This is a genomic window from Sulfitobacter sp. DSM 110093 (assembly GCF_022788715.1).
Lineage (GTDB): Bacteria > Pseudomonadota > Alphaproteobacteria > Rhodobacterales > Rhodobacteraceae > Sulfitobacter.
The window spans coordinates 945,179-970,489 of sequence record NZ_CP085167.1 but is presented as its reverse complement, the minus strand read 5'-3'; the positions used below and the strand labels follow the sequence as shown (position 1 = coordinate 970,489).

The window sequence follows — 25,311 nt, the reverse complement described above, 5'->3', positions numbered from 1 at the left end:
CGTGGGCGGGTTAGTGTTGCGTCACTTCGATCACACCGGCCTCTGTCACGATCAGGTCCAGCGTCTCATCGGTTTCCTCGAGCGGAATGTCATCGCACTCCTGCCCGGCAAAGGCGAAACCGATTGCCATAGTGGCCCTGCGCGCGCGCAGCATCGCCAATGTCCGATCATAAAACCCGCCGCCATAGCCCAGCCGCGCCCCCGCGCGGTTAAAGGCCAGCAGCGGCACGATCACGATCTCCGGCTCAAAGAAATCGTTATGTTCGGGGATCATTGCGCCGAAAGTGCCCGCGACCATCGGCGTCTCCGGCGTCCAGCGCGAGAACGACAGCGGGTGGTCGGGCCACATGATCACCGGCACGCCGACTGGCCCATGGGCGCAGGCTTCGGCCATGGCCGGGCGCGGGTCGATTTCGGTGCGGATCGGCATAAAGCCCGAAAGCGGCACGCCGCGATACCCTGCCAGCACTTCGGAAAGATACCCCGCCTGCGCGGCATTCGCCTGTTCAAACAACGGCTTGCGGCGGGCAAATGCCGCCTTGCGCGCTTCGGCCTTCTGGGTGGCGCAATCACTCACAACAGCACCAGCGCCGCGAGACCGAGGAAGGCAAAGAAGCCGACAACATCCGTCACCGTGGTCACAAAGGCCCCCGAGGCGAGCGCCGGGTCGACCCCAAACCGCTCCAGCAAAATCGGGATACCGGTGCCCGCAAGTCCTGCCACCACAAGGTTAATCACCATCGCGGTCGCAATCACATAGCCAAGCGCCGGAGAGCCGAACCAAATCACCCCGACGATGCCCATGATCACCGCAAAGATCAGCCCGTTCACCAGCCCCACCAGAACCTCCCGCCGGATCACCCGCCAGACGTTGGAGCCGGTAAGGTCTTTCGTCGCAATCGCACGCACCGCGACGGTCAGGCTCTGCGTGCCCGCATTGCCGCCCATCGACGCCACGATCGGCATCAGCACCGCCAGCGCCACGATCTGCGCGATGGCGGCTTCGAACTGCGAGATGACCATCGATGCGGCAATCGCCGTCACAAGGTTCACCGCGAGCCATGGCAGACGTTGTTTGGTCGTTTCCGCCACCCGGTCGGAAAGTGAACCCTCGCCCACACCCGCCAGACGCAGGATGTCTTCTTCGTGTTCTTCATCCAGCACCGCCATGGCATCATCAATGGTGATGACGCCGATCAACCGCCCCTCTTCATCAACCACCGGGGCCGAGATCAGGTGGTACTGGTTAAACGCATAGGCCACATCGCCCTCATCGCGCATGGCGGGGATGATTTGGAACGTTTCCTCTAAGATATCCGCCAGCCGCGTCTCGCGGCGCGAGCGCATCAGCTTGCCCAGTGTCACATTGCCCACCGGGTGCAGACGCGGGTCGACCATGACAATGTGATAGAATTGGTCTGGCAGGTCTTCTTCCTTGGTGGCGCGCAGATGGTCGATGGTTTGGCCCACCGTCCAATGCTCGGGCGCCATCACAACCTCGCGCTGCATCAGACGACCGGCGGAGTATTCTGGCCAGTTCAGCGCCTGTTCAACGGCGACCCGGTCGGTTTCCTCCAGCGCGTCGAGGATGGTTTCCTGCTGCGCGTCCTCCAGATCTTCGATCAGGTCGACAACATCATCGCTGTCCAGTTCACGCACCGCTTGGGTCAGGACCTGCGGCGTCAGGATGGAGATGACTTCTTCGCGGATCGACTCGTCGAGTTCCGACAGAATCTCACCGTCGAATTCCTGCCCGTAAAGCCGGATCAGTGCTGCGCGGTCATCTTCGTCGATCTGTTCCAAAAGGTCAGCGATGTCCGCCGCGTGCAGCGGTTCCATCAACTTGGTCAGATGGGCTTGATCGTTGGCCTCTACGGTTTCAAGGATCGCGGCCACGGCCTTGCGGTCCAGCATATAGGCTTCGGCATTCTCCTCAGAAGGTACCGCCGGATCCAGCTCTTCGATCTGCTCTGACATCCGCGTTCTCCGTGCCTGTGCTGCGCTTTGGGCCGACAATATGCAAGCGCCCGCACGGGCACAATGCCGCCCGCGACGCTTCGGTATTGTTCCCTGTCTCGCCCTCACCTAAACCACTGGCATGACAAATCAACGACTCCTTTTGGGCGCGACGCTCACCTATTCCGGCAACCCGATGCAAAGCGCGTGGGAAGATACCGTGAAGATCGACACCGAAGGCGGTGTCTTGATCGAAGACGGTCGCATTGCCGCCTTGGGCAATGGCGAACGCCTGCGTGCCGACCATCCGCAAGCCGAGGTGACGCGCTATGGCGAGGCGCTGATTTGTCCGGGGTTTGTCGACGCCCATGTGCATTATCCGCAAACCGCGATCATCGCGTCATGGGGCAAGCGGCTGATCGACTGGCTGAATACCTACACCTTCCCCGAAGAGATGCGCCTCTCGGATCCCGCCTATGCGGGTGACATCGCCGCGCGTTATCTGGACCTGACGCTGGCCCATGGCACCACCACGGTCGCGTCTTATTGCACGATCCACCCCCACAGCGCCGACGCGCTGTTTCAGGCGGCAGAAGATCGCGGTCAGCGGATCGTGGCGGGCAAGACCTGCATGGACCGCAACGCCCCCGAGGGGCTGCGCGATACGGTGCAATCGGCCTATGACGACAGCAAAGCGCTGATCGAGCGGTGGCACGGCAAAGGCCGCGCGAGCTATGCGATCACGCCGCGTTTCTCTCCGACCTCGACGCCCGAGCAACTCTCGGCCCTCGGTGCGCTTTGGGCAGAGCATCCGACCTGTCTGATGCAGACCCACCTCAGCGAACAAACGGATGAGATCGAATGGGTGCGCGGCCTGTTCCCAGAGGCGCGCGATTACCTTGATACCTATGAGGCCCACGGGCTGTTGGGCGAGCGCGGCCTTTACGGCCATGCGATCCACCTAGAGCCGCGTGAGATTGACCGGCTGGCAGAGACAGGCGGGGCGCTGGTGCATTGCCCCACCTCCAATACGTTTATCGGTTCGGGGCTGTTTGACATGACCGGCCTTGCGGCGCGGGACATTCCGCTGGCGCTGGCAACGGATACCGGGGGCGGCTCTTCATTCTCGATGCTGCGGACCATGGCGGCAGCCTATGAGGTCGGCCAACTGCGCGGCACGCCGCTGCATGCGGCGCAGCTGATCTGGCTCGCCACCGCAGGCTCGGCCCGCAGCCTTCATTTGCAGGATCACGTCGGCAGTCTGGCCGAAGGGATGGAGGCGGATATTACCGTGCTATCGCTCGACTCCACCTCCGCCATCGCGCAGCGTCACGCGGCAGCCAAGGATATCTGGGAAAGCCTTTTCGCCACCATCATGATGGGCGATGACCGTGCGATTGCAGATGTTTGGGTTGCGGGTGCGCGTCGGGGTGGCACAGCGTAACGCACCACCCGCGATTGGTTCAAGTTAGCAGGGCGCGCCCAGCACCATGACCCAAACCTCACTATCGGCCTGCACCAGCCCCATCTCTTCGGCGCGGCTGTCGACCATATTGCGGTAATGCCCCGGCGAGTTGGTCCAGCCGGTCATGACCTCATCCAAGGAGTGCTGCCCCTTGGCAATATTCTCGGCCACAAAACACCATTGATACCCCGCCATCGCGGCACGACGGCCCACATCCGTGCCATCGCGGCCTTTGTGGCTGAAATAGTCATGCTCTGCCATATCGGTGGCATGGGTTTGCGCCGCCTGCGCCAAACGGCCATCATAGACGAGAGGTTTGAGCCCCTGCACATCCCGCAGCGCATTTACGCGCTCCAACCCCATGGGGTCGGCCAATGCTGGCATACCGGCCAGCATCAGGATCGATAGAAAAAATGGCCTCATTCAGCCAAGCCTTTCGCCAATTCGTTTTGCCGCGCCACCTGTGCGGCCAAGTCAATCGTGGTGATGTGACCATCGCGCACCACCTGACGGCCTTCAACGAAAAGGTCGCGCACCGCCGTCGGACCGGCAAGAAGCAGCGCAGCAGGATCCCAACTGCCTGCGCTATGCACGCCGGAAACGTCCCAGATCGCCACATCGGCCCGTTTGCCGGGCATCAGCCGCCCGCAATCAGGGCGCCCCAACACATCCGCCCCGCCGCGTGTGGCCATTTCCAAGGCGGCGCGGGGACTCATCGCATCAGCGCCGCGTGCCACGCGCTGCAACAGCATCGCCTGCCGCGCCTCGGCTGCCAGATTGCCGCTGTCGTTGCTGGCCGATCCATCGACCCCCAGCCCCAGCGGCACGCCTGCATCCAGCATCGCCCGCACCGGCGCGATGCCCGACCCAAGGCGGCAATTGGAACAGGGGCAATGCGCCACCCCGGTGCCTGTGCGCGCGAAAAGATCAATCTCCGCCCCGTCCAACTGCACGCAATGGGCATGCCAAACGTCATCGCCCAGCCAACCAAGACTTTCGGCATATTCTCCGGGGCGGCAGCCGAATTTCTCCAGCGAATAGGCCACATCCTCGGCATTCTCAGCAAGATGGGTGTGCAGCATCACGCCCTTGTCCCGCGCCAGCAGAGCCGTGTCGCGCATCAACTCGCGGCTGACCGAGAAAGGAGAGCAAGGGGCCAGCCCAACGCGGCACATCGACCCTTCGGCGGGATCGTGAAAGGCGTCGACCACGCGAATGCAATCGTCCAAAATCGCCGTTTCCCGCTCCACCAGCGCATCAGGCGGCAGGCCACCATCGCTTTCCCCGATGCTCATCGAGCCGCGGGTGGGGTGGAAGCGCAGCCCAAGTTCGGCGGCGGCATGGATCGTGTCCTCCAGCCTTACGCCGTTTGGGTAGAGGTAAAGGTGATCCGAACTCAGGCTACAGCCCGACAGCGCAAGTTCAGCCAAACCGATCTGGGCCGAGACGAACATATGCTCTGGCCCCATACGCGCCCAAATGGGATAGAGCCGCTGCAACCAGCCAAAGAGCAGCGCATCCTGTGCCCCCGGCACGGCGCGGGTCATGCTTTGGTAGAGATGGTGATGCGTGTTCACGAGACCCGGCGTGACGACGCAACCCTTCGCCTCGACAATCTCACCGTCCGTCCGAAGGCCCTGCCCGATCTCGGCAATCACCCCGTCGCGCAGCAACAGGTCCGCGCCGGCAAGCTCGCGCCGGGTGTCGTCCATCGTGATGAGGTAATCCGCGCCGCGGATGAGGGTCTCTGCCATAGGTCACACTTTTCGCTATGCCCGTCTCATGCAAAGTGTGTGTGGCCGGTGGAAAACGGGCGAGAGAACCAGCCTATACGGCATTATCGCATCCCGCTGGGGCCGGTCAATCCGCGGGTTCTGACAATTGGATCAATAGGCGGAAAGGATCGCAAGCGCCTGCGCGTGGATTTCGCGGTTGGCCGCCGCCAGCGCCCTGCCCCCTTCATGCACCGGATTTCCCTGCCAATCGGTGACGATGCCCCCGGCCGCTTGGATCACTGCGATGGGCGCTTGAATGTCATAGGCGTTCAATCCTGCCTCAATCACCAGATCGACCTGCCCCGCCGCGACCAGCGCATAGGCGTAGCAGTCCATACCATAGCGGGTCAGCAGCGTCTGCGACGCGACGGCCCGAAAGGCGCTGGCCTCCTCGGTGCTGCCGACCTCTGGGAATGTGGTGAAAACGATGGCCTGCCGCAGGTCCCGCGCCGCGCGGGTTTGCAAGGGGCGGCTTCCATGCGGCCCGGTCATCAGCGCGCCATCCGGTGCGCCCTCGAACCGCTCGCCGATATAGGGCTGGTCAATGATGCCGTAGAATGGCCCCGACGCATCGCTGACCGCGATCAGCACGCCCCATGTTGGTGTGCCGCTGAGAAACCCGCGCGTGCCGTCAATCGGGTCGAGTACCCAAGTCAGCCCCGACGTGCCGGGCTGCGCGCCATATTCCTCGCCCAAAATGCCATCGGCGGGCCGTTCCGCCGCCAAGATATCGCGCATTGCTCGTTCGGCGGCGTGGTCTGCTTCGGTCACAGGGTCAAAACCCGTACCGAGCTTGTTGTCAGCCTGCAAATCAAGGCTGCGGAAATAGGGCAAGATCACCTGACGCGCAGCATCAGCCATCAGATGGGCGACGCGGCGAATATCGGGATCAAAATCAGGGGCGTTCATCATGACGAAGACCTGACAGCTTGCGCTTGTTTGCGCAAGCCTGCCAGTTTGACCAAAACCCCGTTAGGGTCAAAGTGCCGTAGCAACGATCTCGGTTGCCGTCAGGCCACGTCGCTTAACACACGGGCCAATTCAAACAGCCTGCGCCGCTGGTTCTCTGGAATGGCATAATACGAGCGGACCAACTCCATCGCTTCTTTGTCAGCCATCAGATCAGCAGGCAGACCGTCTATCGGTGCATCGGCTTCATCTTCCTTCAGCCCTTCGAAGAAGAAAGGCACCGGCACGTCGAGGGCATCTGCGATATCCCACAGCCGTGAAGCGCTCACGCGGTTCGCGCCAGTCTCATATTTTTGTATCTGCTGAAATTTAATGCCAACGAGTTCTGCCAGCCGTTGCTGGGTCATCCCTGTTAGCCAGCGTCGTTGCCGGATGCGTTTTCCGACGTGAACATCAACTACATGTACCATCTAGCATATTCCTTATAGGGCACATGCTACCGTGCCAATCTCATTTCCGAACATGAACGAATTGCGCCGTCACCCAGCGCAGTACCGCATTGGTTGCGCATGGGGCCTTCCCTTAATTATAATGGTTGCGTCGAATTCAGCAAAGAAATTTCACACAATGGTAAATATCCGCCTCTATCAACTGCAACCCTAGGCGGTGCAATGCTCTTGTTTCCTCTTAGCCGGGCGGGGACGAATGACCCAATTTTCCTTAGGCGTACTAGTTCCCGCCCAGCAACCAGTGGATGAACGCAAAAGATATCAATCGGTTCCCAGAGTATCTTTCAGTTCCTAAATTTAATCTATTTATGGTATTGGACTTCTTGTTTTCCCTCTTGCGCAGATATGCGGCAGGTGACGGGGGTTTTCCGCCTATCGAGGCTGTTTACGGGGCCCTGATAGACAACAAAGAGCAATCCGCCCCTTCCCCGTTGGCCATGCGATGCACATCTGTCGAAACCTGCGGCTATCACCCTGAAATCAGACAGCAAGACACTTGAAATTCAGCCCATCAGGCCCGATATTCAAACCCAAGAACGTGTCGGCTTGTTTGCGACACGCAACTTTGCCAATGGGAGTCACTAAATGGCTGACGTCAATTCAATTCGCTCTGCTGCCGGGTCGCACGCCTCTGCGATCGACGCGGGGCTGCGCGCGCATATGAATAAGGTGTATGGCACCATGTCGGTTGGCATGTTGATCACCTTTGCCGCTGCTTGGGCCATCTCGGGTCTATCTGTCACATCTGATCCGTCCGCAGCTGCGGCGCAGCTCAGCCAAGATAAATACCTGACACAATTGGGCTATGCGCTTTACGCCTCCCCGTTGAAATGGGTTGTGATGTTTGCGCCGCTGGCCTTTGTCTTTGGCTTTAGCGCCATGATCAACAAGATGTCGGCGGCCACGGCGCAGGTTGTGTTCTACGCATTTGCTGCGGTGATGGGCGTTTCAATCAGCTCAATCTTCTTGGTCTTCACAGGTTATTCTATCGCGCAGATCTTTTTGATCACCTCGATCGCGTTCGCGGGTCTGTCGCTATGGGGCTACACCACCAAGAAAGACATCTCAGCATGGGGCAGCTTCCTCATCATGGGTGTGATCGGTCTTGTCGTGGCGTCGATCGTGAACATCTTCCTCGCCTCTTCGGCGCTGATGTTTGCGATTTCGGCCCTTGGCGTGCTGATCTTCGCGGGTCTTACTGCCTATGACACCCAGCGCATCAAGACGGAATATCTGGCCCATGCGCACCATGGCGACACCGAGTGGCTGGGCAAAGCCGCCATCATGGGTGCGCTGAACCTTTACCTGAACTTCATCAACATGTTCATGATGTTGCTGTCGCTTTTCGGTAACCGTGAATAACTTACGCGTAATATGAATGCGGAAGGGTCGGTTCTGAAAAGGGCCGGCCTTTTTCTTTGGGCCGATCCATTCTATAATCTACCGTCCGAATGGATTAGTGACACCCTTCCATGCGGGCGGGGCAGTGTGCAGGCCTAACCCACCGCGCCGAAAAGCTGACCGACACCCGCGGTTACTGCCATAGCCAGCCCGCCCCAGAACACCACCCGCCGGATCGCAGGCCACACAGGCGCGCCGCCCAACCGTGCACCCCCTATCCCCAGCAACACCAGCGCAAACACCGCCACCAATGCGACACAGGCACCGCGCGTGCCTGAAGGCGTTACAATCGCGGCGATCAAAGGCAGACCGCCCCCGAGTGCGAAGGCAAATGCAGAAGCCCCCGCCGCCTGCAACGGATCAGCCTGTCCGGCGAGACCAAACATCCCCAACTCTTCCCTAGCGTGGGCACCAAGGGCGTCATGATCCGTCATCTGGGCGGCCACCTCTAGTGCAAGGTCACTTTCTACGCCCCGGTTCTCCAGCCCCTCGGCAAGCTCACTAAGTTCGTAATCCGGGTCTTCGATCAGCGCCACGCGCTCGCGTTCCAGATCGGCTTTCTCTACGTCCGCCTGCGCGGAAACAGAGACATACTCCCCCGCCGCCATTGACAGCGCCCCTGCGGTGAGCCCGGCAAGCCCCGTCAACACGACGTTACCATGCGCCATGCCAGCCGCACTCACCCCGACCAACAAACTGGCGGAGGAGACGATACCGTCATTGGCCCCCAGCACGGCGGCGCGCAGCCAATTGCTGCGGTTGATATAGTGTCCTTCTCTTGGCATCGCGGCCGCCTTACGTCTATTGCGGCTGGTAAACCAGTATATGCGCCGGGAAGATGACCGGGCGGTCACCGCCGACGCCCGTGAAACCGACACTGCCCGTAGGCTCGGCCCGGTCCAGCGGGGCGCAGGCCCCCAGCGTCAGCAACAAAATCACGGCAGTCGATTTGGCAGACATGGCATTTCCCCGGGCAGTTGGTCTTCAGGTATCCCCTGTTCCGTCTTGCAGCGCAAGGCGAAGGGGGGCCGGTCAGAGCTTGATCGGCTGCATCACCTGCGGTTCCACCACATCGACGCCCGGCAGCCCGTCGACCAACACCTGCGCCGATTGCTCTAGTGCATCGAAGGTACGGTAGTGGCAGGGGATAACCGTCTTGAAGTTAAAATAGCGTTTCGCGGCATAGGCGGCCTGCGCCATGTCCATCGTGAAATGCCCACCCGCGGATAGAATGCCAAGGTCGGGTTTGTGGTAGTCGCCCATCCAATCCATATCCGCCATGATCGCCGTGTCGCCGGAGTGATAGATCGTATGCCCCTCGCCCGAGATCATGAACCCCGTCTCCATCCCGGTGTAGATCGGCCCGTTGTCGCCCTCGACCGAGGAGGAGTGCGACGCAGGCACCATGCTAATCGCGACATTGCCCGCGCGGATCGTACCGCCCTTGTTGAAGCCTGTGGTGTTCTCGACACCCTGCCCTTCAAGCCAGCCCATCAACTCGACCATCCCCGCCACCGGCGCGTTGGTCTGCCGGGCGACATCGGCGATGTCGGCTGTGTGGTCGAAATGGCCGTGAGTGACGAGGATTTGAGTCGCACCTTTGATTGCATCGGCATGGTGTTCCTCAGGCAGCATCGGGTTGTCTTTGAGCCAAGGGTCGATCAGCAGCACTTGATCTTCGATCTCGATGCGAAATGAGCCATGGCCGAGCCAGATGATGTTCATTGGAGTTCTCCTGAGTAATGTGGGTTTTACGTCAGATTTGACCCTCCGAAGCGCGGAATCAAGTAAACGCCTCCGCATGCCACCAGCCCGGAAACAAGGGCGCATGCCCGCCGGGCAGCGCCAGACCGGCCCAACGGGCTGGCGCTTCTGCAAGCCGGAAGCCATCCCGCCATCGCGCAATACCCCAGCAAACATAAATTGCCCAACTGCTTCGAAGCAGGCGCCATCCCCCGGTCTGGCGCTGCCCGGCTCCGCTTCGCCCCTCTCAAACCCTTGCGAGGCCCGCCCCCAGACGGTAGAGGAGCCTCAAAGAGATGGAGATGTTCATGTCGATCGACGAAAACACCGCCGCACGGGTGGCGAAACTGGCACGGATCAAAGTTGAACCCGACGCGCTTCCGGCGCTTGCGGAAGAGTTCAACAACATCCTCGGCTTTATCGAACAGCTGAGCGAGGTGGATGTCGACGGCGTCGAGCCGATGACCTCAGTCACGCCACAGCGCCTGAAACGGCGCGAGGATGTGGTCACCGATGGCGACCAGCAAGACCGCGTGCTGGCCAATGCCCCCGATGCCCGTGAAGGGTTCTTTGCCGTGCCGAAGGTGGTGGAATAATGACCGATCTGAACAAACTGAGCCTTGCCGAAGCCCGCGACGCCCTGCGCAAGGGTGAGACCACCTCGAAAGACCTGACCGAGGCCTGCCTCAAGGCCATCGACGGCGCAGGCGCGCTGAACGCCTTCGTGCACCGCACCCCCGAGATCGCGCTGGAACAGGCCGCCGAGGCTGACGCGCGCATCAAGCAGGGTGACGCCCCCGCCATGTGCGGCCTGCCGATCGGCATCAAGGATCTTTTCTGCACCAAGGGCGTGCCCAGCCAAGCGGGCAGCCGCATCCTTGAAGGCTTCCTGCCCGAGTATGAGAGCACCGTCAGCCAAAAGCTGAAAGACAGCGGCGCGGTGATGCTGGGCAAGCTCAACATGGACGAATTCGCCATGGGCTCGTCGAACGAGACCTCTGTCTATGGCAATGCAGTGAACCCGTGGCGCCGTCAGGGCGACACCGCCGACCTGACACCGGGCGGTTCCTCGGGTGGTTCCGCCGCTGCCGTGGCCGCTGACCTCTGCCTCGCCGCCACCGGCACCGACACCGGCGGCTCAATCCGCCAGCCTGCGGCCTTCACCGGCACCGTGGGCATCAAGCCGACCTATGGCCGCTGCTCGCGTTGGGGCATCGTCGCCTTCGCCTCAAGCCTCGACCAAGCCGGGCCGATGACCAAGACGGTGCGCGACGCCGCGATTATGTTGGAAGCCATGTGCGGCCATGACGCCAAAGACAGCACCAGCGCCGATCTGGCGGTGCCGGACTTTGAAGCCGCGCTGACCGGCGACATCCGTGGCAAGAAGATCGGCATCCCGCGCGAATACCGCATGGACGGCATGCCCGCCGAGATCGACAAGCTCTGGCAAGACGGCATTGCCATGATGAAGGACGCGGGCGCCGAGATCGTCGATATCTCGCTGCCGCACACGAAATACGCCCTGCCCGCCTATTACGTCATCGCCCCCGCCGAGGCGTCCTCGAACCTCGCGCGCTATGACGGTGTGCGCTTTGGCCACCGTGCCAAGCTCGACCACGGCGACGGCATCACCGAGATGTATGAGAAAACCCGCGCCGAGGGCTTCGGCCACGAAGTCCAGCGCCGTGTGATGGTCGGTACCTATGTGCTGTCGGCGGGTTTCTATGACGCCTATTACAACCGCGCCCGCAAGGTCCGCACCCTGATCAAGAAAGACTTCGAAGACGTCTTCGCCCAAGGCATCGACAGCATCCTGACCCCGGCGACCCCCTCGGCCGCCTTCGGTCTGGGCGAAATGAAGGACGCCGATCCGGTCGCGATGTATCTCAACGACGTCTTCACCGTGACGGTGAACCTTGCCGGTCTGCCCGGTGTCGCGCTGCCGACGGGGCAAAGCGCCACAGGCTTGCCGTTGGGTCTGCAACTGATTGGGCGGCCGTGGGAAGAGGCCGAGTTGCTATCCTCCGCCTATGCGCTGGAGAAGGCAGCCGGTTTTGTGGCCAAGCCTGAAAAATGGTGGTAAGCCCACGGGCGTTATTTAACAGGCAAGAGCGGGTCAGATGATCAAACGGACACTTCTAGCGATGACAGCGGGCGGTCTTTTGGCAGCCTGCCAACCTGCGATCCCCGATTCCGGGAGCGTCAACAGCGGGCGCGGCGTCGGCTTTGGCGATGGCAGCTTTGAGGCCGAACAGCGTGCACGCGATGCGGCACTTGCCAACGATAGCATCGACAGTGCCATCGCGGCGACTACGCCCGCCCCGGCGGATGGTTCGCCCGAGGCCACAGCAGCCGAAACCGCACGCGTTTTGGCCGCCACCCGTCCCGGCGGGGCCAGCAACGGATTGGGCAACGACGCGGCCACCAACTCCGGTGTCGCGCCCGTTAACGCCAGCCCGTCAAATCCGGCCCCAACGGCGGTTAACGCGGTGGGCATCTCGAATGAGAATAACTTTGACGCGGTTTCTGGCCAGCGCAGCATTCAAGACGATGCCGCGCGTGTTGCAGCCAACCGGGCGCAATATCAGGTCGTCCAACCCGAAGCCCTGCCCGAGCGCAGCAATAGCGGCCCCAATATCGTCGCTTACGCGTTGCAAAGCAATCAGTCGGTCGGCCAGCAAATCTACAGCCGGATTGGCTTTAACAAGGCACGGAAGTTTGAGCGGGCCTGTGCGCAGTACAGCCACGCAGATCAAGCGCAGATCGCCTTTCTAGAGGCCGGTGGCCCAGAGAAGGACCGCAACGGCATGGACCCCGACGGCGACGGATTTGCCTGTAACTGGGATCCGACGCCCTTTCGCCGGGCTGCACAGGGCTGATAGATGCCCGTCGCGCCTGACGTATCGGCGCAGCCTTCGCCCAATTGCGGCCCGCGACGCGGCGGGCTGCGCCCCCGGCTTATCGTCCTGCATTACACGGCCATGGCCAGCGCCCAAGCGGCGCTGGAACGGCTTTGCGACCCTTCTGCCGAAGTCTCTGCCCACTACCTGATTTCAGGCAGCGGAGAAGTCATTCAGATGGTCGACGAGGATCAGCGTGCATGGCACGCGGGCCAAGGCGAATGGGCGGGGATGGACGACATCAATTCCCGCTCAATCGGCATCGAATTGGACAATCGCGGCGATCACCCGTTTTCGGAGCCCCAAATGCAGGCGCTCGAAACCTTATTGCCCAACATCATGGCCCGACATGACATCCCCACTAAGGGGGTGATCGGTCATTCGTGCATGGCACCAGGCCGCAAGGTTGACCCCGGCCCCAGATTCGATTGGGCACGTCTGGCATGGCGTGGACTGGCGCAGCCTGCAGGCTCCGGCCCTTTGCCCGAGAGGGTGACCGCCGAAACCTTTCGCGATGCCGCGCGGGCCGCAGGCTTCACCGCGCCCTGCGACGATGACACGCTGTTGAGTACCGTGCGGATGCGGTTCAGACCATGGGGGAGAGGCCCTCTCACCCCCGCAGACCACACTGCCCTGCCCCACGCCCATTGACGCGCCGCGCGGCGGGGTCTAGGGCGGTCAGGCGCGGAAGGCTGGATGGCCGCTGCGTCGACTCGTGTCGCATGACCGACGTCCGCTCCCGTCACAAGCATGTGTGACCTTCGCGGCGTCGCTTTTGCGAGACAAAAGCGGCGTAGAGGAAAGTCCGGACTCCAAGAAGGAACGGTGCCGGGTAACGCCCGGGCGGGGCAACCCGACGGAAAGCGCCACAGAAATGAAACCGCCCCTACGGTCCGGCTTGCCGGAACAGCCGCAGGGGTAAGGGTGAAACGGTGGGGTAAGAGCCCACCGCGGGGCTGGCAACAGCTCTGGCACGGCAAGCCCCACCGGGAGCAATGCCAAATAGGGACCGCGCGCCGATGATCTTCGGGTCAAAGGCGGGGCTCTTCTGCCCCAGCAGGTCCGGGTTGGCAGCTATAGCTGCATCGGCAACGGTGCAGTCAGAGGAATGGTCATCGCCTGCTTTAGGGCAGGTACAAAATCCGGCTTATAGGCCTTCCGCGCATATTCCTGCTCTTTCAGGTCCGAAAGACAGGTTTTTCGACGAAACCGGCGTCTTTCGGCACCGGACGGGCAAATAGCGGTTGACTCGGGCGCGGGTCTGACTAGAACCCGAAATTCAGAATTCACGCACGCCTGCGCGGCGCTGCAGCAGGAGAAGACACATGGCGAAGCCAACCACGATCAAGATCCGTCTGAACTCGTCCGCGGGCACAGGCCATTTCTACGTTACAAAGAAGAACGCACGCACCATGACCGAGAAAATGGTCATCAAGAAATACGACCCTGTTGCGCGCAAGCACGTGGAATACAAAGAAGGCAAGATCAAGTAAGATCGCCTGACTTGAATGGTTTATTAGACCACGTGCTATGCGCGTGGTCTTTTGCGTTTGGGAATGGGGGCAAGTTCAAAGCCCTGCCCGCGCATGCGTCAGACAGGCCGCGACCATAAACAGCCATAGCACCCCCATTCAGTGCCCTTCGATCACCCACTGCTTTGACGGTTGCGCCAGTTGGTACCGCAGGCACCCGCGCGCCCCGTCAAAGTGCAACGCGTCTCTCATAGAGGACTCCGCCTGCGCCAACTCAAACCGCGCACATACTTGGAAAGCATCTTCACCTTGCGTCACCTCATAGGCCGCCCCGGTCTGTGGGTCCGTTGCGTCCGCCGCAGAACGGCAAGCCCGCGAGAATGCCCTCCCATCGCCCGCATCGCAAATAATCGCATCGGCGATTCGATGCAGATCGGCGATGCGCTGGTCATCGCGCTTTTCGGCCCGCGCCTGCCCCGGCCCGCCTACCACCGCGAGCCCCGAAACAACCGCGCCCGACACGACTGCAATCACCGCAACAAAAAGCAGCTTATTCACACCGCTGCTCCGCGCCCATCGCCCGCGCGGTAATAGCCGAAAATGCCCCCGGCAATGCCCGCCACGACCAAGGCCTTCAGCGCGAACTGCAACGTGAAATCGCCATTCAGAAAGGCATAGATCACCGCAACCAGATCGCCCAAAAGCACGGCAGCGGCAAAAAGCAGCGTTACATAGGTCATCCAATTGCGGATGGCTGAACGCTGTAACGCCGGGTCCGCCGCCAGCCGCGCCCGTTCGCGGGTGGCGAGCCAGAGATAAAGCGGCAAGGTCACAATCAGCACTGCCACCGCCCAACGGATACGATGATCCGCCGTGCGCGCCGGCGCGTCGAGCAGGTGGTCAATCAGCGCATGCAGCAGCCCCACCAGATAGCCCGCGCCAAATAACAGCGCGCCGAACATCAACGCATAGATAAAAAAGTCCCGCGCTGTGACGACGGTCTGCGGGCGCGGCACCGGCGGGGCGAAGGGCACATCGGCCCAGCCATCAAGCGCGTCCGTAATCTCATGCGTTGACCAGCCTGCCTGCGTCAGCACTGATGCGATCTCTGCGCGGTTTTTGCCCGCGCTCAGCGCATCCCGTACGAATACAGCCAAATCCCTACTGCTCGCCATGGGTTACCCCCCTCTTTTTGCTTTGAAAAAATCGATCAGCAAGTCTTCGGCATCGCTCGCGGCGATACCATCAAAGACCTCTGGCGCATGGTGGCATTGCGGATGCGAAAACACCCGCGCGCCTTGTGCCACGCCGCCTGACTTGGGGTCTGCCGCGCCATAAAACAACCGCCCGACCCGGGCGGCGGCGATGGCCCCGGCGCACATCGCACAAGGCTCTAATGTGACGTAGAGCGCATGGTTGATCAGCCGCTCCGACCCAACCGCGGCACAGGCGGCACGCAGGGCCAACATCTCGGCATGGGCGGTCGGATCATGGCGTGCGCGGGTCTCATTGCCCGCCGCTGCAATGATCTCTCCCGTGGGAGAGACCACAACCGCGCCCACCGGCACCTCGCCGCGCGCGGCGGCGGCACGGGCTTCTTCCAGCGCCTGAGCCATATATGAGCGAAACTTCATCCGCTCACATGGCCGCAAACGCCACCCTTTCGCAAGGGCGTGAAACAGGGTAAGCGCAGTGTATGAACGCAAAACCTCCCTCCTCCGGCTCCGGCCCGACTGCTGATTCTTCCGATGCCGCCGCCGATACGGCGAAGGGCGACCGCATTGCCAAAGTGCTGTCTCGCGCAGGCATCGCCTCGCGTCGTGAGGCTGAGCGGATGATCGAGGCGGGCCGCGTGCGCGTGAATGGGGAACAGATCACCTCGCCCGCGCTGAACGTGACGCCCGACGATAAGATTACAGTCGACAACACCCCCGTCGGCGCGCCCGAGCCGCCGCGCATCTGGCTCTACCACAAGCCCACCGGGTTGGTGACGACGAACTCTGACGAAAAAGGCCGCGAAACGATCTTTGACGCCCTGCCCGAGGACATGCCCCGCGTGATGACCGTGGGGCGGCTTGATCTCAATTCCGAAGGTCTGCTGCTACTGACCAATGACGGCGGCGTGAAACGCAAGCTGGAATTGCCCAGCACCGGCTGGCTGCGCCGCTATCGTGCCCGGGTGAATGGCCGCCCCACCGATGAGATGCTGGAACCGCTGCGCAAAGGCATCACCGTGGAGGGCGAACAGTTCCAACCTATGGATGTATCGCTGGACCGTCAGCAAGGCGCGAACGCTTGGCTGACCATCGGCCTGCGCGAAGGCCGCAACCGTGAGATCCGCCGCGCGATGGAGGCCGTTGGTCTGACTGTGAACCGGCTGATCCGCGTCTCCTATGGCCCGTTCCAATTGGGCGAACTTAAAACTGGCGAAGTCGAAGAGCTGCGCCGCAAGGTCGTGCGTGACCAATTGGGGCTAGAGCTGGAAGACCCCACCGGCACCGCCGTCAAGAAACCCACCACAGTACGTCGCCCGCCGCGGCGCAAACCCGGTGGCTTCGGCGGCGCGGGTCAGCCGGGCATGCCGGTGCAACGCGGCGAAGACGACGAACCACCGCCCCGTCGCGGTGGCGGCAAGGCCAAGAACGCGCCGCGTGGCAAGGCGACATCGGGCAGAAACACAGCCAAACCGGGCGCGCGCCCCGGTGGCCGTACGGGTGGCAAACCCGGCAGCAGGGGCCCAAAGCCCCGCCGCTGACATTCTCGCCCCCATCTGAGCCGCCGATTGCTGGAACGCTGCTGTAATGCGCGCGTTGAATAGAGAACGACAGGCAAGACCGGCGCGAAACCGCTGTCAGAAAAGGGCAATATGGCGCGAATACTGATGTTTTTGGTGGCCTTGGCCGCGCTGGTGGTTATCATCCTCGGCGCGGCCTCGCTCTTGGGGCGCGCGGCAGACACCGCAGGCACAGCTCTGCGCCCCATCTGGGGCAGCAAAAGGGGAAACTTGATGGCGCCCACACCCTTTCAGAAAATCGCTTATGGGGCGCTTCTGGTAGTGCTACTGGGCGTGACCAGCGGCTTTCTCGGGGGGCTCTAAGCCATGGCGCAACGCTTTGGGGGCCGCTATAGCCCCGATCCCGATACACAGCCCGGTAAGACTCCGCGCAAAACGCAACGGCTGCGCGTTGACCCAGCGGGCGGGCGTGTGAACCTGATGTTCCTGCCACCCATTGTTTTGGCCGCGACCTCTTTGATGGGTGGCGCTGGTACTTTGGTCATTGGGCTTGCCGGGGCTTTTGTGTTGGCCTCTGGCGTATGGCTTTTGCGCGAAGGTTTGCTTGCCGAAGCTGAGTATAACGAGCGCAAGGTCGCCCGCCGCCCCGCGTGGCCCCGCAAAATCTTCGCTGCCCTTCTGGCCGGATTGGGCACTGCACTCGCCGCCTACACGTCAGAGCCCGGCACAGTCGCCCCGCTGCTGTACGGCGTGGCGGTTGGAGCGCTGCATGTGGCTGCCTTTGGCATTGACCCCTTAAAAAACAAAGGGATGGAAGGTATCGACACCTTCCAACAAGACCGCGTGGCCCGCGTGGTGGACGAGGCGGAAAAACTGCTGTCAGGCATGAGCCAGGCAATCCTCCGCGCCGGGGACCGCCGTGCTGAAGCAAGATTGGCAGATTTCCAAGACACCGCACGTCACCTGATCCGTACCGTCGAAGAAGACCCGCGTGATTTGACAGCCGCCCGCAAATACCTTGTCGTCTACCTACGCGGCGCGCATGATGCGACGGTGAAGTTCGCAGACCTGTATGCCCGCAACCACGATGAACAAGCCCGCGATGATTACCTTGCGCTGCTCGACGATCTGGATGAGAATTTCGCCGCTCGAACGGCGAAATCCCTGCTTGACGATCGCAGCGATCTGAACGTCGAAATCGACGTGCTGCGTGCGCGTCTCTCCCGCGAGGGGGTCAGGCTGGATCAGTCTACGCCCGTAAATACTAAGGAAGATCAGTGATGACCGATGCCGTCCGTGAAAAAGCTGCCCAGTCCCAAGGGCTGGTCGAAGAAGTGAACGCAACCGTCCTGCCCGAACCTTCGGACGCCAACGCCATCGTGCCATTGGCCAAAGCCGACGCGACCCAGAGCGCAGAAATTCAAAAACGCATGGCCGAGATTGACGTGACCGACACCCAATCCATCGTCAGCTTCGGCTCTGCCGCGCAGGCCGAGTTACAAGAGATCAGCCAATCCATGCTCGCCGATGTGCGCAACAAGGATGTCGGGCCAGCAGGCGACAGCCTGCGCACCATTGTCAGCGCGATTCGCGGTTTCTCGGTCTCGGAGCTGGATGTCCGCCGCAAGCAAAGCTGGTGGGAAAAACTGCTGGGCCGTGCCACGCCTTTCGCCAAATTCACCGCGCGTTTTGAAGAGGTGCAAGGCCAGATTGACCAGATCACTGACAATTTGCTGGCCCATGAGCACACACTATTGAAAGACATCAAATCGCTCGACTTGCTTTATGAAAAGACGCTGCAATTCTACGATGAATTGGCGCTGTATATTTCTGCCGGTGAGGCCAAGATCGTAGAGTTGGATCACAAAACCATCCCCGCAAAACAGACCGCGCTGGATAAGGCGAGCGAAGAAAATCAGGTAATGCGCGCCCAAGAATTGCGCGATCTTCGCGCCGCGCGTGATGATCTGGAACGCCGGGTGCATGACCTTAAACTGACGCGGCAGGTGACGATGCAATCCCTCCCCTCCATCCGCTTGGTGCAAGAAAACGATAAAAGTCTTGTGACCAAGATTAACTCGACCTTGGTCAACACCGTGCCGCTGTGGGAAACGCAACTTGCGCAGGCCGTGACGATCCAACGCAGCAGTGAGGCGGCAAATGCCGTGCGCGAAGCGAATGATCTGACCAACGAATTGTTGACCTCTAACGCCAAGAACCTGCGCGACAGCAACAAGGTCATCCGCCAAGAGATGGAACGCGGTGTGTTTGACATCGAAGCGGTAAAACAGGCCAATGAAGACCTGATCGGCACCATCGAAGAATCGCTTCAGATCGCGGACCAAGGCAAAGCAAAACGTGCGGCTGCAGAAAAAGACCTGCAAGAGATGGAAGGCCGCTTGCGCGACACATTGGCCGCAGCCAAAGCACGCGAAACGGGTTTGGGGGACACCACCAGCAACGCGGTCCCGAGCTAAGACCGACGTGAGGGAACTGGCAATGCAAGGACGTTTGCGCCGACATTTGCGCGTCGCTGGGGTGTTGTCTTTCTGCGCCTTGTTGCTTGCCTGTGCGGAACCCGCGCCGGCGCCGCAAACGGTTGCTAAACCCCAAGCACGCCCGGCTGAACCTGCCCCGCGCCCCCCCGAGGTTGCCAAACCCACATCTCAAAAAAGCGCAATGCTGCGCAGCTATTTGCATCAGGTTGAGAAGGCGCAATTGGGCCAAGACCTGCTGCGCCAAGACGGCGGTGGGCCCGACACGCCTTTCACCAGCGACATGCTGGCGCGGAACTTTGAACAGATCGCGCTTTATAATGAATACGATGGCAATTTTGCGGGCCAGGGCGGCGCAAGCCCGCTGCGCCGCTGGGAAGCGCCGGTGCATATGGGGATCATCTTTGGCGATAGCATCCCCCCTTCGCAGCGCCGCTCTGACACGGCCCACATCAAAGCGTTTGCCCGACGCCTTTCACGGGTCACCGGGCATCCGGTTTCGACCAATGGCACGCCTAATTTCATGGTGATCGTCGCCTCCGAGGATGACCGCGTCGAAGCATTGACCCAAGCCGCCGAAGAGGTCGCGGGTGTCAGCCCTTCATCGCTACGCGCGATGCGCAACATGCGCCGCGACACCTATTGCGCCGTAGCTGCCTATGCGGCGGGCGACAATCCCAACGTCTACACCGCCGCCGTCGCGGTGATCCGGTCGGAAAACCCTGAACTGTTGCGGCTATCGTGCATTCACGAAGAACTGGCTCAGGGGCTAGGTCTGGCCAACGACAGCCCCAGCGCGCGGCCATCAATCTTTAACGATGATGACGAATTCGCCCTGCTGACCAACCACGACGAGCTTCTGCTTAAGATGCTCTATGACGCGCGTCTGCGCCCCGGTATGACGGCAGAGCAGGTCGACCCGATCAGCCGGATCATCGCGCGCGAGTTGACGGACGGGCCGGTGTAGCGCACCTTTACGACGAAAAAATAAGGACCACCCCCATGGGCATTTTCGATTTCCTCTCTGGCCAGTTCATCGACGTCATTCACTGGACCGACGACACCCGCGACACGATGGTCTGGCGGTTTGAGCGTGAAGGCCATGAGATCAAATACGGCGCCAAGCTGACGGTGCGCGAGGGGCAAGCCGCGGTCTTTGTGCATGAGGGGCAGTTGGCGGATGTCTTTACCCCCGGTCTCTATATGCTTGAGACCAACAATATGCCGATTATGACCTCCCTTCAGCATTGGGATCACGGCTTCAAAAGCCCGTTCAAATCCGAAATCTACTTCGTCAACACCACCCGGTTTAACGATCTGAAATGGGGCACAAAAAACCCGATCATCGCCCGCGATCCTGAGTTTGGCCCCGTACGATTGCGGGCCTATGGCACCTATTCGGTGCGGGTAAGCGACCCGGCGAAATTCCTGATTGAGATCGTCGGCACCGATGGTGAATTCACCATGGACGAAATCTCTTACCAAATCCGTAATATCATCGTTCAAGCATTCTCACGCACGCTTGCATCCTCTGGCATCCCGGTGCTCGACATGGCCGCAAACACGCGCGAGTTGGGGCAGTTGGTGGGCAAGGATATCGCCGCGCAGATCGCGGAATACGGTCTGGCGATGCCAGAGCTCTATATCGAAAACATCTCGCTTCCCCCTGCGGTTGAGGCGGTGATGGACAAGCGTACATCCATGGGCGTCGTTGGAAATCTCAACGAATACATGCAGTTTCAGGCTGCCGAAGCGCTTGGCCGCGACGGTGCCGGGGGTGCGGCGATGCAAACCGGCCTTGGTGCGGGCCTCGGCATGAGCATGGCCCAAGCCGCCACCGCCCAGGCCGGCCCATGGGGTGCGCGCCCTGCGCCTGCCGCTGCCGCGCCCGTTCCGCCGCCCCCACCGCCGGTCGAAAAAGTCTGGCATATCGCCAAAGATGGCGCGACCTCTGGCCCCTTTTCCAAGGCCGCGATGGGCCGCAAAGTGAGCGAAGCCAGCCTTGGGCGCGATTCTTTGGTCTGGACGCCGGGCCAAGACGGCTGGCAACGGGCCGAAGACGTGGCCGAACTCGCGCAGCTCTTTACCGTGATGCCACCGCCCCCTCCGCCGCCGCCCGCGTGATCCGGCGCTGCTGCGGGTGAAACTTTCACGCCTTTTGCCCGTGGCTTTGCCATGACACCGCGCTTTACCCTTCCGCACCGCCGCAGCGCCCTAAAGGTGCTGCATTGGTCGATGGTGCCGCTGCTGATCTGGTTCATCCTCGTGACCCCCGCCGATGTACTGCCCTTTGGCCGCACGGCCTTTCGCATTCATTCGCTGCTGGGGCTGGTCTTTGTCACCGCCTGCTTGCTATGGACCGCCGATTACCTGCGTAGGGGTCTTGCCAGCCGACCGGGGCCAAAGCTGCCGCCTTGGGCGCGGCGTGTGCACCAATGGATGCATAAGGCGCTGATTTGGGGGCTGTTTGGCGTGGCACTTACGGGCTTTGGCCTTGGTCTTACTGCACCGCGTCTCTTTATGGCGAGCGATCTGGTGCCCGTCGCCCCGCCGCTGAACCTGCCGCATGCGCATGATCTGATTGGCAAAATCCACATCTATGAATTCTACCTGCTCGCCGCCATCGCGGGCGCCCATGCGCTGTTCCACCTTTGGCGTCACCTGCGCCTGCGCGACAACGCGCTGCGGATCATGGCGCCGAAATGCCTGCACCGCTTTTTGTGAGGTTCAAGGTCTGGCCCATGCACCCCAAGGCCGCTAGGCTCCGCCGCGATTAACCTTGCAAAGCATATCCCATGTCCGCCACCGATCTGCCCCCCGCCGCCCCGCTTGAAGAGCATCGTTTCCCCTGTGATACCTGCGGCTCTGACATGCGCTTTGATCCGGCGCAGTCGCTGCTGATCTGCGATCACTGCGGCAATGTTGAACCGATCGACGGCACCGGTCGTCACGCCCATGCCATCGCCGAGCAAGACTTCCGCGCAGGCTTGCAATCCGCCCTGCCCGCCGCCGAAATGGAAGAAACCCGCGTCACCACCTGCCCCAATTGCGCAGCCGAGGTAGAGTTCGCCCCCGGTAAACACGCCCGTGAATGCCCGTTCTGCGCCACGCCCATCGTGATCGACACCGGCACCAACCGCCATATCAAACCCCGCGCCGTGCTGCCCTTTGCTCTGCCCGAAGAAAGCGCCCGTAATGCAATGAAAGATTGGCTCGGCAGCCTTTGGTTCGCGCCCAACGGCTTGCAGCAATACGCGCGTAAGGGCCGCCGAATGCAGGGGATTTACGTGCCCTTCTGGACCTATGACGCGCAGACGGCATCAAGCTATCGCGGGGAACGTGGCACGGTCTATTACGTGACCCGTACCGTCATGCGCGATGGCAAGCGCGTGCAGCAGCAGGTGCCGAAAATCCGCTGGCGCGCGGCCTCGGGCCGGGTGGCGCGGTTCTTTGACGACGTGCTGGTGCTGGCCTCCCGGTCTCTGCCCAAGAAACACACCGACGCGCTGCACCCTTGGGATCTGTCCGCGCTGGAACCCTATGCGCCCGAATACCTCGCCGGTTTCCGGGCCGAGGCCTATGGCATCACGCTGGAGGAAGGCTTCGTTCAGGCCCGCGCCCATATGGACCGCGTGATCGAACGTGACGTGAAATTTGACATCGGCGGCGACCGTCAGCGCGTGCATGATATCGACACGCAGATCAGCGATGTGACCTTCAAACATATTCTGCTGCCGGTCTGGCTTGCCGCCTACAAATACCGCGGCAAGACCTATCGATTTGTGGTGAACGGCCATTCCGGCAAGGTGCAGGGCGAACGGCCCTACTCCGCGATTAAAATCACATTTGCCGTCGTGCTGGGGCTAATTGCCGCCGCCATTGTCGGCTATTTCATGGCACAGCAATGACCCAAACTTACAACCAATTCGCCGCGCTTTTGCAGGCGCGCTATTCCTGTCGCGCGTTCCGGTCTGACCCGCTGCCTGAAGAAACCATCATCCAGATCGTGAGCGCCGCGCGCCATGTGCCTTCGTGGTGCAACGCCCAGCCATGGCAGGTGACCGTAACGCGTGGCGCAGCCACCGACGCCTTTCGCGCCGCGCTGCTCAAGGCTGCCAATGAAAACACCCCGGTTGAGCCTGACCTCGCTTGGCCCAGTGGCTACTCCGGCCCATATGCCGAGCGCCGCCGCACCTGTGGGTTTCAGCTTTATGATGCGGTGGGCATCGCCAAATCCGACCGCGACGCGCGCAAGGCGCAGATGCTGCGGAACTACGAACTTTTCGACGCGCCACATGTGGCCATCGTAACCTCCCCTGCCGAGCTTGGGCCCTATGGCGCGATGGATTGCGGCGGCTTTGTCACGGCCTTTACCCTTGCGGCAACCGCGCTCGGCGTGGCCAGCATCCCGCAGGCCGCCATTGCCGCCTATGCGCCATTGGTCCGCGAATCCCTTGATCTCCCCGAAGATCGGCTGGTGCTCTGCGCCATCTCATTTGGATATGCAGACTCAGATCACCCGACCAACGCCTTTCGTACCGAACGGGCGGCCCCCTCAGACATTATCGACTGGAAAGACTGACATGCGCGCATTGCTGCAACGGGTGACCGAGGCGTCAGTCACGGTCGAAGGTAAGATCATCGGAGAGATAGGCCCCGGCCTGCTGATCCTCGTCTGCGCCATGCCCGAGGACACAAAAGAGGGGGCAGAGAAGCTGGCGCTGAAAATTTCGAAACTGCGGCTGTTTAAAAATGAGGGCGGCAAAATGAACTTGAGCCTTGCTCAGACCGGTGGCGCGGCACTGGTCGTCAGCCAATTCACTCTCGCCGCAGATACATCACGCGGCAATCGTCCCGGTTTTTCGGGCGCGGCGAAACCTGACATGGCCGAAGCGCTATATGAGCATTTTGCCCGCAGCTTTGCCGACTTGGATATTCCAGTTCAGACGGGACGGTTCGGCGCGGATATGTCAGTGGCGCTGGTCAATGACGGGCCAGTGACTCTGTGGCTCGACAGCGCGGCACCTTGATCGAAAGCGGGAAAAGCATGGGCCGGCAAGCTTGGGAGGAGGTAAGCTTGCCGGCCGGTATAACGGGTCCGGGAGGAGGAGGACCGTTAAGATGCGGTGTCAGATCAACCCGGGAAGGAGCGGGGTCCGGCACCTGACAATGCAGCGCTATTGCGCGACATTGATCTCTGAAGGTCGAAAGCCTAAGGCTTACAAACCGTCGTATTCTTCGGTAACCAGCGCTTCGGCGTGCTGCGGGATCTGGTTCCGGTCGATGCCCGCGCGCTCTAGCTGATCGTCGCTCATGCTATTGAGGACGGACTGCATGCGCGAAATCTGCATCTGGGTCACGCCGCGTGCCAGCAAGCTGCCGACTTTGCCAGCTGCGGTGCCGAGGGCACCAACAACAGGCGCTGTCGCGTCGCGGAAAGAAAAGCCGTGGGGGGCGCTAAGGGTGTTGTTATACTTCATAGGTCTGCTCCTTTGAAAGTTCTTCCGACGCCACACGCCGGATGTCGCACCGCGCGATGCCGATATCGGACAGTTCGCGATCGCTCAGTACGTTAAGTTCTGTGAAAGTTCGGTCGTAAGCTGCGCGCCGGGCCTTGATCTGGGCCACACGACGACGCATGCCGTCATAGGTGTGTTGAAGCCCATCGAGCGCGGAGCTCAGGGTAGTGCCACGTGAGATTGCCATCGTCATAAGCGCAACTCCTTTCAGAATGCTGCAAGTGCATTGTTAAATGCTGCAATGCAGAAGTAGTACGCTCTGACCCTAGTTTGAACCCTCAGAATTTGCATAGGCGCTATGCCTGACGCGAAAGGCCCACCCCTAACTATGTGCAAAAAAGCCTAAAATTTTTGCGCCGACCCACAGGAATTGTGCATCGGCGCAACGCAGCAGGGCTGCAAACAGAGATTTGAGAGGTAAGAGGGCGGATCA

At 61.2% G+C, this 25,311-nt stretch carries 31 protein-coding genes and 1 other RNA gene; 18 read left to right on the top strand and 14 right to left on the bottom strand.

The window, feature by feature from the left end:
• Positions 1-10: 10 nt before the first annotated feature.
• Positions 11-577, bottom strand: coding sequence for a 5-formyltetrahydrofolate cyclo-ligase (locus DSM110093_RS04730; RefSeq protein WP_243266913.1), 567 nt, complete (start codon positions 575-577; stop codon positions 11-13).
• Positions 574-1,977, bottom strand: coding sequence for a magnesium transporter (gene mgtE, locus DSM110093_RS04725; RefSeq protein ID WP_243266912.1), 1,404 nt, complete (start codon positions 1,975-1,977; stop codon positions 574-576). The genes DSM110093_RS04730 and mgtE overlap by 4 nt, the downstream gene beginning before the upstream one ends.
• Before the next feature lie 121 nt (positions 1,978-2,098).
• Between mgtE and guaD the strand changes: the two genes are divergently transcribed.
• Positions 2,099-3,400, top strand: a complete 1,302-nt coding sequence (gene guaD, locus DSM110093_RS04720) for a guanine deaminase (RefSeq protein ID WP_243266911.1) — start codon at positions 2,099-2,101, stop codon at positions 3,398-3,400.
• 24 nt (positions 3,401-3,424) lie between these two features.
• Here the strand turns inward: guaD and DSM110093_RS04715 are convergent, their stop codons facing one another.
• The 4 genes from DSM110093_RS04715 to DSM110093_RS04700 form a co-directional block, all read right to left on the bottom strand.
• Positions 3,425-3,844 carry a CAP domain-containing protein gene (locus DSM110093_RS04715; RefSeq protein ID WP_243266910.1) on the bottom strand — a complete coding sequence of 140 codons (420 nt, stop codon included), beginning with the start codon at positions 3,842-3,844 and terminating at the stop codon, positions 3,425-3,427.
• Positions 3,841-5,175: an 8-oxoguanine deaminase gene (locus DSM110093_RS04710; protein WP_243266909.1), complete on the bottom strand. Its 1,335-nt coding sequence runs from the start codon at positions 5,173-5,175 to the stop codon at positions 3,841-3,843. The genes DSM110093_RS04715 and DSM110093_RS04710 overlap by 4 nt, the downstream gene beginning before the upstream one ends.
• A 132-nt stretch (positions 5,176-5,307) precedes the next feature.
• On the bottom strand, positions 5,308-6,108 hold the full coding sequence (gene hisN / locus DSM110093_RS04705) for a histidinol-phosphatase (protein WP_243266908.1): 801 nt from the start codon (positions 6,106-6,108) through the stop codon (positions 5,308-5,310).
• 98 nt (positions 6,109-6,206) lie between these two features.
• A complete protein-coding gene (locus tag DSM110093_RS04700; protein ID WP_243266907.1) occupies positions 6,207-6,575 on the bottom strand; it encodes a helix-turn-helix transcriptional regulator in 369 nt (122 codons plus the stop codon).
• 624 nt (positions 6,576-7,199) lie between these two features.
• Here DSM110093_RS04700 and DSM110093_RS04695 point away from each other — a divergent pair.
• Positions 7,200-7,976: a Bax inhibitor-1/YccA family protein gene (locus DSM110093_RS04695; RefSeq protein WP_243266906.1), complete on the top strand. Its 777-nt coding sequence runs from the start codon at positions 7,200-7,202 to the stop codon at positions 7,974-7,976.
• Positions 7,977-8,110: 134 nt separating this feature from the next.
• Here DSM110093_RS04695 and DSM110093_RS04690 read toward each other — a convergent pair whose 3' ends face one another.
• The 3 genes from DSM110093_RS04690 to DSM110093_RS04680 form a co-directional block, all read right to left on the bottom strand.
• Positions 8,111-8,800, bottom strand: a complete 690-nt coding sequence (locus DSM110093_RS04690) for a VIT family protein (RefSeq protein WP_243266905.1) — start codon at positions 8,798-8,800, stop codon at positions 8,111-8,113.
• Between the two features lie 16 nt (positions 8,801-8,816).
• Positions 8,817-8,975: a hypothetical protein gene (locus DSM110093_RS04685; protein WP_243266904.1), complete on the bottom strand. Its 159-nt coding sequence runs from the start codon at positions 8,973-8,975 to the stop codon at positions 8,817-8,819.
• A gap of 72 nt (positions 8,976-9,047) precedes the next feature.
• Complete coding sequence (locus DSM110093_RS04680; RefSeq protein ID WP_243266903.1) at positions 9,048-9,740, bottom strand: metal-dependent hydrolase; 693 nt, start codon at positions 9,738-9,740, stop codon at positions 9,048-9,050.
• Between the two features lie 326 nt (positions 9,741-10,066).
• On the opposite strand from DSM110093_RS04680, the gene gatC reads away from it, so the two are divergent.
• The 6 genes from gatC (at position 10,067) to rpmG (ending at position 14,151) form a co-directional block, all read left to right on the top strand.
• Positions 10,067-10,354: an Asp-tRNA(Asn)/Glu-tRNA(Gln) amidotransferase subunit GatC gene (gatC, locus tag DSM110093_RS04675; protein ID WP_093927248.1), complete on the top strand. Its 288-nt coding sequence runs from the start codon at positions 10,067-10,069 to the stop codon at positions 10,352-10,354.
• Positions 10,354-11,841: an Asp-tRNA(Asn)/Glu-tRNA(Gln) amidotransferase subunit GatA gene (gene gatA, locus DSM110093_RS04670; RefSeq protein WP_243266902.1), complete on the top strand. Its 1,488-nt coding sequence runs from the start codon at positions 10,354-10,356 to the stop codon at positions 11,839-11,841. The genes gatC and gatA overlap by 1 nt, the downstream gene beginning before the upstream one ends.
• Positions 11,842-11,878: 37 nt before the next feature.
• On the top strand, positions 11,879-12,637 hold the full coding sequence (locus tag DSM110093_RS04665; RefSeq protein ID WP_243266901.1) for a hypothetical protein: 759 nt from the start codon (positions 11,879-11,881) through the stop codon (positions 12,635-12,637).
• 3 nt (positions 12,638-12,640) lie between these two features.
• On the top strand, positions 12,641-13,309 hold the full coding sequence (locus DSM110093_RS04660) for an N-acetylmuramoyl-L-alanine amidase (RefSeq protein ID WP_243266900.1): 669 nt from the start codon (positions 12,641-12,643) through the stop codon (positions 13,307-13,309).
• A gap of 33 nt (positions 13,310-13,342) precedes the next feature.
• Positions 13,343-13,824: RNase P RNA component class A (gene rnpB / locus DSM110093_RS04655), an RNA gene on the top strand.
• Positions 13,825-13,983: 159 nt separating this feature from the next.
• Positions 13,984-14,151, top strand: coding sequence for a 50S ribosomal protein L33 (gene rpmG / locus DSM110093_RS04650; protein ID WP_007119221.1), 168 nt, complete (start codon positions 13,984-13,986; stop codon positions 14,149-14,151).
• A gap of 138 nt (positions 14,152-14,289) precedes the next feature.
• On the opposite strand, the gene DSM110093_RS04645 is transcribed toward rpmG, so the two are convergent.
• From DSM110093_RS04645 to DSM110093_RS04635, 3 genes are read right to left on the bottom strand one after another with little or no spacing between them, the layout of a single operon-like run.
• A complete protein-coding gene (locus DSM110093_RS04645; RefSeq protein ID WP_243266899.1) occupies positions 14,290-14,688 on the bottom strand; it encodes a hypothetical protein in 399 nt (132 codons plus the stop codon).
• Complete coding sequence (locus tag DSM110093_RS04640) at positions 14,685-15,305, bottom strand: DUF5671 domain-containing protein (RefSeq protein ID WP_243266898.1); 621 nt, start codon at positions 15,303-15,305, stop codon at positions 14,685-14,687. The genes DSM110093_RS04645 and DSM110093_RS04640 overlap by 4 nt, the downstream gene beginning before the upstream one ends.
• A 3-nt stretch (positions 15,306-15,308) precedes the next feature.
• The gene (locus DSM110093_RS04635; protein WP_243266897.1) at positions 15,309-15,764 is read right to left on the bottom strand and encodes a nucleoside deaminase; all 456 of its coding nucleotides are present in this window, start codon (positions 15,762-15,764) and stop codon (positions 15,309-15,311) included.
• Positions 15,765-15,826: 62 nt separating this feature from the next.
• Here DSM110093_RS04635 and DSM110093_RS04630 point away from each other — a divergent pair, with 62 nt between their 5' ends.
• The 10 genes from DSM110093_RS04630 to dtd all read left to right on the top strand — a co-directional run bounded on the left by DSM110093_RS04630 (position 15,827) and on the right by dtd (position 24,389).
• Positions 15,827-16,885: a pseudouridine synthase gene (locus tag DSM110093_RS04630; RefSeq protein ID WP_093926833.1), complete on the top strand. Its 1,059-nt coding sequence runs from the start codon at positions 15,827-15,829 to the stop codon at positions 16,883-16,885.
• A gap of 111 nt (positions 16,886-16,996) precedes the next feature.
• Entirely contained in the window at positions 16,997-17,227 is a 231-nt protein-coding gene (locus DSM110093_RS04625) for a hypothetical protein (protein ID WP_243266896.1), read from the top strand.
• Between the two features lie 3 nt (positions 17,228-17,230).
• A complete protein-coding gene (locus tag DSM110093_RS04620; protein ID WP_243266895.1) occupies positions 17,231-18,145 on the top strand; it encodes a 5-bromo-4-chloroindolyl phosphate hydrolysis family protein in 915 nt (304 codons plus the stop codon).
• Positions 18,145-19,341 carry a toxic anion resistance protein gene (locus DSM110093_RS04615; protein ID WP_243266894.1) on the top strand — a complete coding sequence of 399 codons (1,197 nt, stop codon included), beginning with the start codon at positions 18,145-18,147 and terminating at the stop codon, positions 19,339-19,341. The genes DSM110093_RS04620 and DSM110093_RS04615 overlap by 1 nt, the downstream gene beginning before the upstream one ends.
• A gap of 202 nt (positions 19,342-19,543) precedes the next feature.
• A complete protein-coding gene (locus DSM110093_RS04610) occupies positions 19,544-20,326 on the top strand; it encodes a DUF2927 domain-containing protein (RefSeq protein WP_347568634.1) in 783 nt (260 codons plus the stop codon).
• A 35-nt stretch (positions 20,327-20,361) separates the two neighbouring features.
• Complete coding sequence (locus DSM110093_RS04605; RefSeq protein ID WP_243266892.1) at positions 20,362-21,483, top strand: SPFH domain-containing protein; 1,122 nt, start codon at positions 20,362-20,364, stop codon at positions 21,481-21,483.
• A gap of 51 nt (positions 21,484-21,534) precedes the next feature.
• Entirely contained in the window at positions 21,535-22,083 is a 549-nt protein-coding gene (locus DSM110093_RS04600; protein WP_243266891.1) for a cytochrome b/b6 domain-containing protein, read from the top strand.
• Positions 22,084-22,154: 71 nt separating this feature from the next.
• Positions 22,155-23,267, top strand: a complete 1,113-nt coding sequence (locus DSM110093_RS04595) for a TFIIB-type zinc finger domain-containing protein (protein ID WP_243266890.1) — start codon at positions 22,155-22,157, stop codon at positions 23,265-23,267.
• On the top strand, positions 23,264-23,941 hold the full coding sequence (locus DSM110093_RS04590) for a nitroreductase (RefSeq protein ID WP_243266889.1): 678 nt from the start codon (positions 23,264-23,266) through the stop codon (positions 23,939-23,941). Before DSM110093_RS04595 ends, DSM110093_RS04590 begins: the two co-directional genes overlap by 4 nt.
• A gap of 1 nt (position 23,942) precedes the next feature.
• Complete coding sequence (gene dtd, locus DSM110093_RS04585) at positions 23,943-24,389, top strand: D-aminoacyl-tRNA deacylase (protein ID WP_243266888.1); 447 nt, start codon at positions 23,943-23,945, stop codon at positions 24,387-24,389.
• Between the two features lie 189 nt (positions 24,390-24,578).
• On the opposite strand, the gene DSM110093_RS04580 is transcribed toward dtd, so the two are convergent.
• Both DSM110093_RS04580 and DSM110093_RS04575 read right to left on the bottom strand, forming a co-directional pair.
• Entirely contained in the window at positions 24,579-24,839 is a 261-nt protein-coding gene (locus DSM110093_RS04580; RefSeq protein WP_243266887.1) for a hypothetical protein, read from the bottom strand.
• Entirely contained in the window at positions 24,829-25,071 is a 243-nt protein-coding gene (locus DSM110093_RS04575; protein ID WP_243266886.1) for a DUF1127 domain-containing protein, read from the bottom strand. Before DSM110093_RS04575 ends, DSM110093_RS04580 begins: the two co-directional genes overlap by 11 nt.
• Positions 25,072-25,311: the final 240 nt, after the last annotated feature.

What these genes read in the sequence shown, in the direction of transcription:
- mgtE (WP_243266912.1), bottom strand. Translation starts at nt 1,977, where the DNA reads ATGTCAGAGCAGATCGAAGAGCTGGATCCGGCGGTACCTTCTGAGGAG.
- guaD (WP_243266911.1), top strand. Translation starts at nt 2,099, where the DNA reads ATGACAAATCAACGACTCCTTTTGGGCGCGACGCTCACCTATTCCGGC.
- DSM110093_RS04715 (WP_243266910.1), bottom strand. Translation starts at nt 3,844, where the DNA reads ATGAGGCCATTTTTTCTATCGATCCTGATGCTGGCCGGTATGCCAGCA.
- DSM110093_RS04710 (WP_243266909.1), bottom strand. Translation starts at nt 5,175, where the DNA reads ATGGCAGAGACCCTCATCCGCGGCGCGGATTACCTCATCACGATGGAC.
- hisN (WP_243266908.1), bottom strand. Translation starts at nt 6,108, where the DNA reads ATGATGAACGCCCCTGATTTTGATCCCGATATTCGCCGCGTCGCCCAT.
- DSM110093_RS04700 (WP_243266907.1), bottom strand. Translation starts at nt 6,575, where the DNA reads ATGGTACATGTAGTTGATGTTCACGTCGGAAAACGCATCCGGCAACGA.
- DSM110093_RS04695 (WP_243266906.1), top strand. Translation starts at nt 7,200, where the DNA reads ATGGCTGACGTCAATTCAATTCGCTCTGCTGCCGGGTCGCACGCCTCT.
- DSM110093_RS04690 (WP_243266905.1), bottom strand. Translation starts at nt 8,800, where the DNA reads ATGCCAAGAGAAGGACACTATATCAACCGCAGCAATTGGCTGCGCGCC.
- DSM110093_RS04685 (WP_243266904.1), bottom strand. Translation starts at nt 8,975, where the DNA reads ATGTCTGCCAAATCGACTGCCGTGATTTTGTTGCTGACGCTGGGGGCC.
- DSM110093_RS04680 (WP_243266903.1), bottom strand. Translation starts at nt 9,740, where the DNA reads ATGAACATCATCTGGCTCGGCCATGGCTCATTTCGCATCGAGATCGAA.
- gatC (WP_093927248.1), top strand. Translation starts at nt 10,067, where the DNA reads ATGTCGATCGACGAAAACACCGCCGCACGGGTGGCGAAACTGGCACGG.
- gatA (WP_243266902.1), top strand. Translation starts at nt 10,354, where the DNA reads ATGACCGATCTGAACAAACTGAGCCTTGCCGAAGCCCGCGACGCCCTG.
- DSM110093_RS04665 (WP_243266901.1), top strand. Translation starts at nt 11,879, where the DNA reads ATGATCAAACGGACACTTCTAGCGATGACAGCGGGCGGTCTTTTGGCA.
- DSM110093_RS04660 (WP_243266900.1), top strand. Translation starts at nt 12,641, where the DNA reads ATGCCCGTCGCGCCTGACGTATCGGCGCAGCCTTCGCCCAATTGCGGC.
- rpmG (WP_007119221.1), top strand. Translation starts at nt 13,984, where the DNA reads ATGGCGAAGCCAACCACGATCAAGATCCGTCTGAACTCGTCCGCGGGC.
- DSM110093_RS04640 (WP_243266898.1), bottom strand. Translation starts at nt 15,305, where the DNA reads ATGGCGAGCAGTAGGGATTTGGCTGTATTCGTACGGGATGCGCTGAGC.
- DSM110093_RS04635 (WP_243266897.1), bottom strand. Translation starts at nt 15,764, where the DNA reads ATGAAGTTTCGCTCATATATGGCTCAGGCGCTGGAAGAAGCCCGTGCC.
- DSM110093_RS04630 (WP_093926833.1), top strand. Translation starts at nt 15,827, where the DNA reads ATGAACGCAAAACCTCCCTCCTCCGGCTCCGGCCCGACTGCTGATTCT.
- DSM110093_RS04625 (WP_243266896.1), top strand. Translation starts at nt 16,997, where the DNA reads ATGGCGCGAATACTGATGTTTTTGGTGGCCTTGGCCGCGCTGGTGGTT.
- DSM110093_RS04620 (WP_243266895.1), top strand. Translation starts at nt 17,231, where the DNA reads ATGGCGCAACGCTTTGGGGGCCGCTATAGCCCCGATCCCGATACACAG.
- DSM110093_RS04615 (WP_243266894.1), top strand. Translation starts at nt 18,145, where the DNA reads ATGACCGATGCCGTCCGTGAAAAAGCTGCCCAGTCCCAAGGGCTGGTC.
- DSM110093_RS04610 (WP_347568634.1), top strand. Translation starts at nt 19,544, where the DNA reads ATGCTGCGCAGCTATTTGCATCAGGTTGAGAAGGCGCAATTGGGCCAA.
- DSM110093_RS04605 (WP_243266892.1), top strand. Translation starts at nt 20,362, where the DNA reads ATGGGCATTTTCGATTTCCTCTCTGGCCAGTTCATCGACGTCATTCAC.
- DSM110093_RS04600 (WP_243266891.1), top strand. Translation starts at nt 21,535, where the DNA reads ATGACACCGCGCTTTACCCTTCCGCACCGCCGCAGCGCCCTAAAGGTG.
- DSM110093_RS04595 (WP_243266890.1), top strand. Translation starts at nt 22,155, where the DNA reads ATGTCCGCCACCGATCTGCCCCCCGCCGCCCCGCTTGAAGAGCATCGT.
- DSM110093_RS04590 (WP_243266889.1), top strand. Translation starts at nt 23,264, where the DNA reads ATGACCCAAACTTACAACCAATTCGCCGCGCTTTTGCAGGCGCGCTAT.
- dtd (WP_243266888.1), top strand. Translation starts at nt 23,943, where the DNA reads ATGCGCGCATTGCTGCAACGGGTGACCGAGGCGTCAGTCACGGTCGAA.
- DSM110093_RS04580 (WP_243266887.1), bottom strand. Translation starts at nt 24,839, where the DNA reads ATGAAGTATAACAACACCCTTAGCGCCCCCCACGGCTTTTCTTTCCGC.
- DSM110093_RS04575 (WP_243266886.1), bottom strand. Translation starts at nt 25,071, where the DNA reads ATGACGATGGCAATCTCACGTGGCACTACCCTGAGCTCCGCGCTCGAT.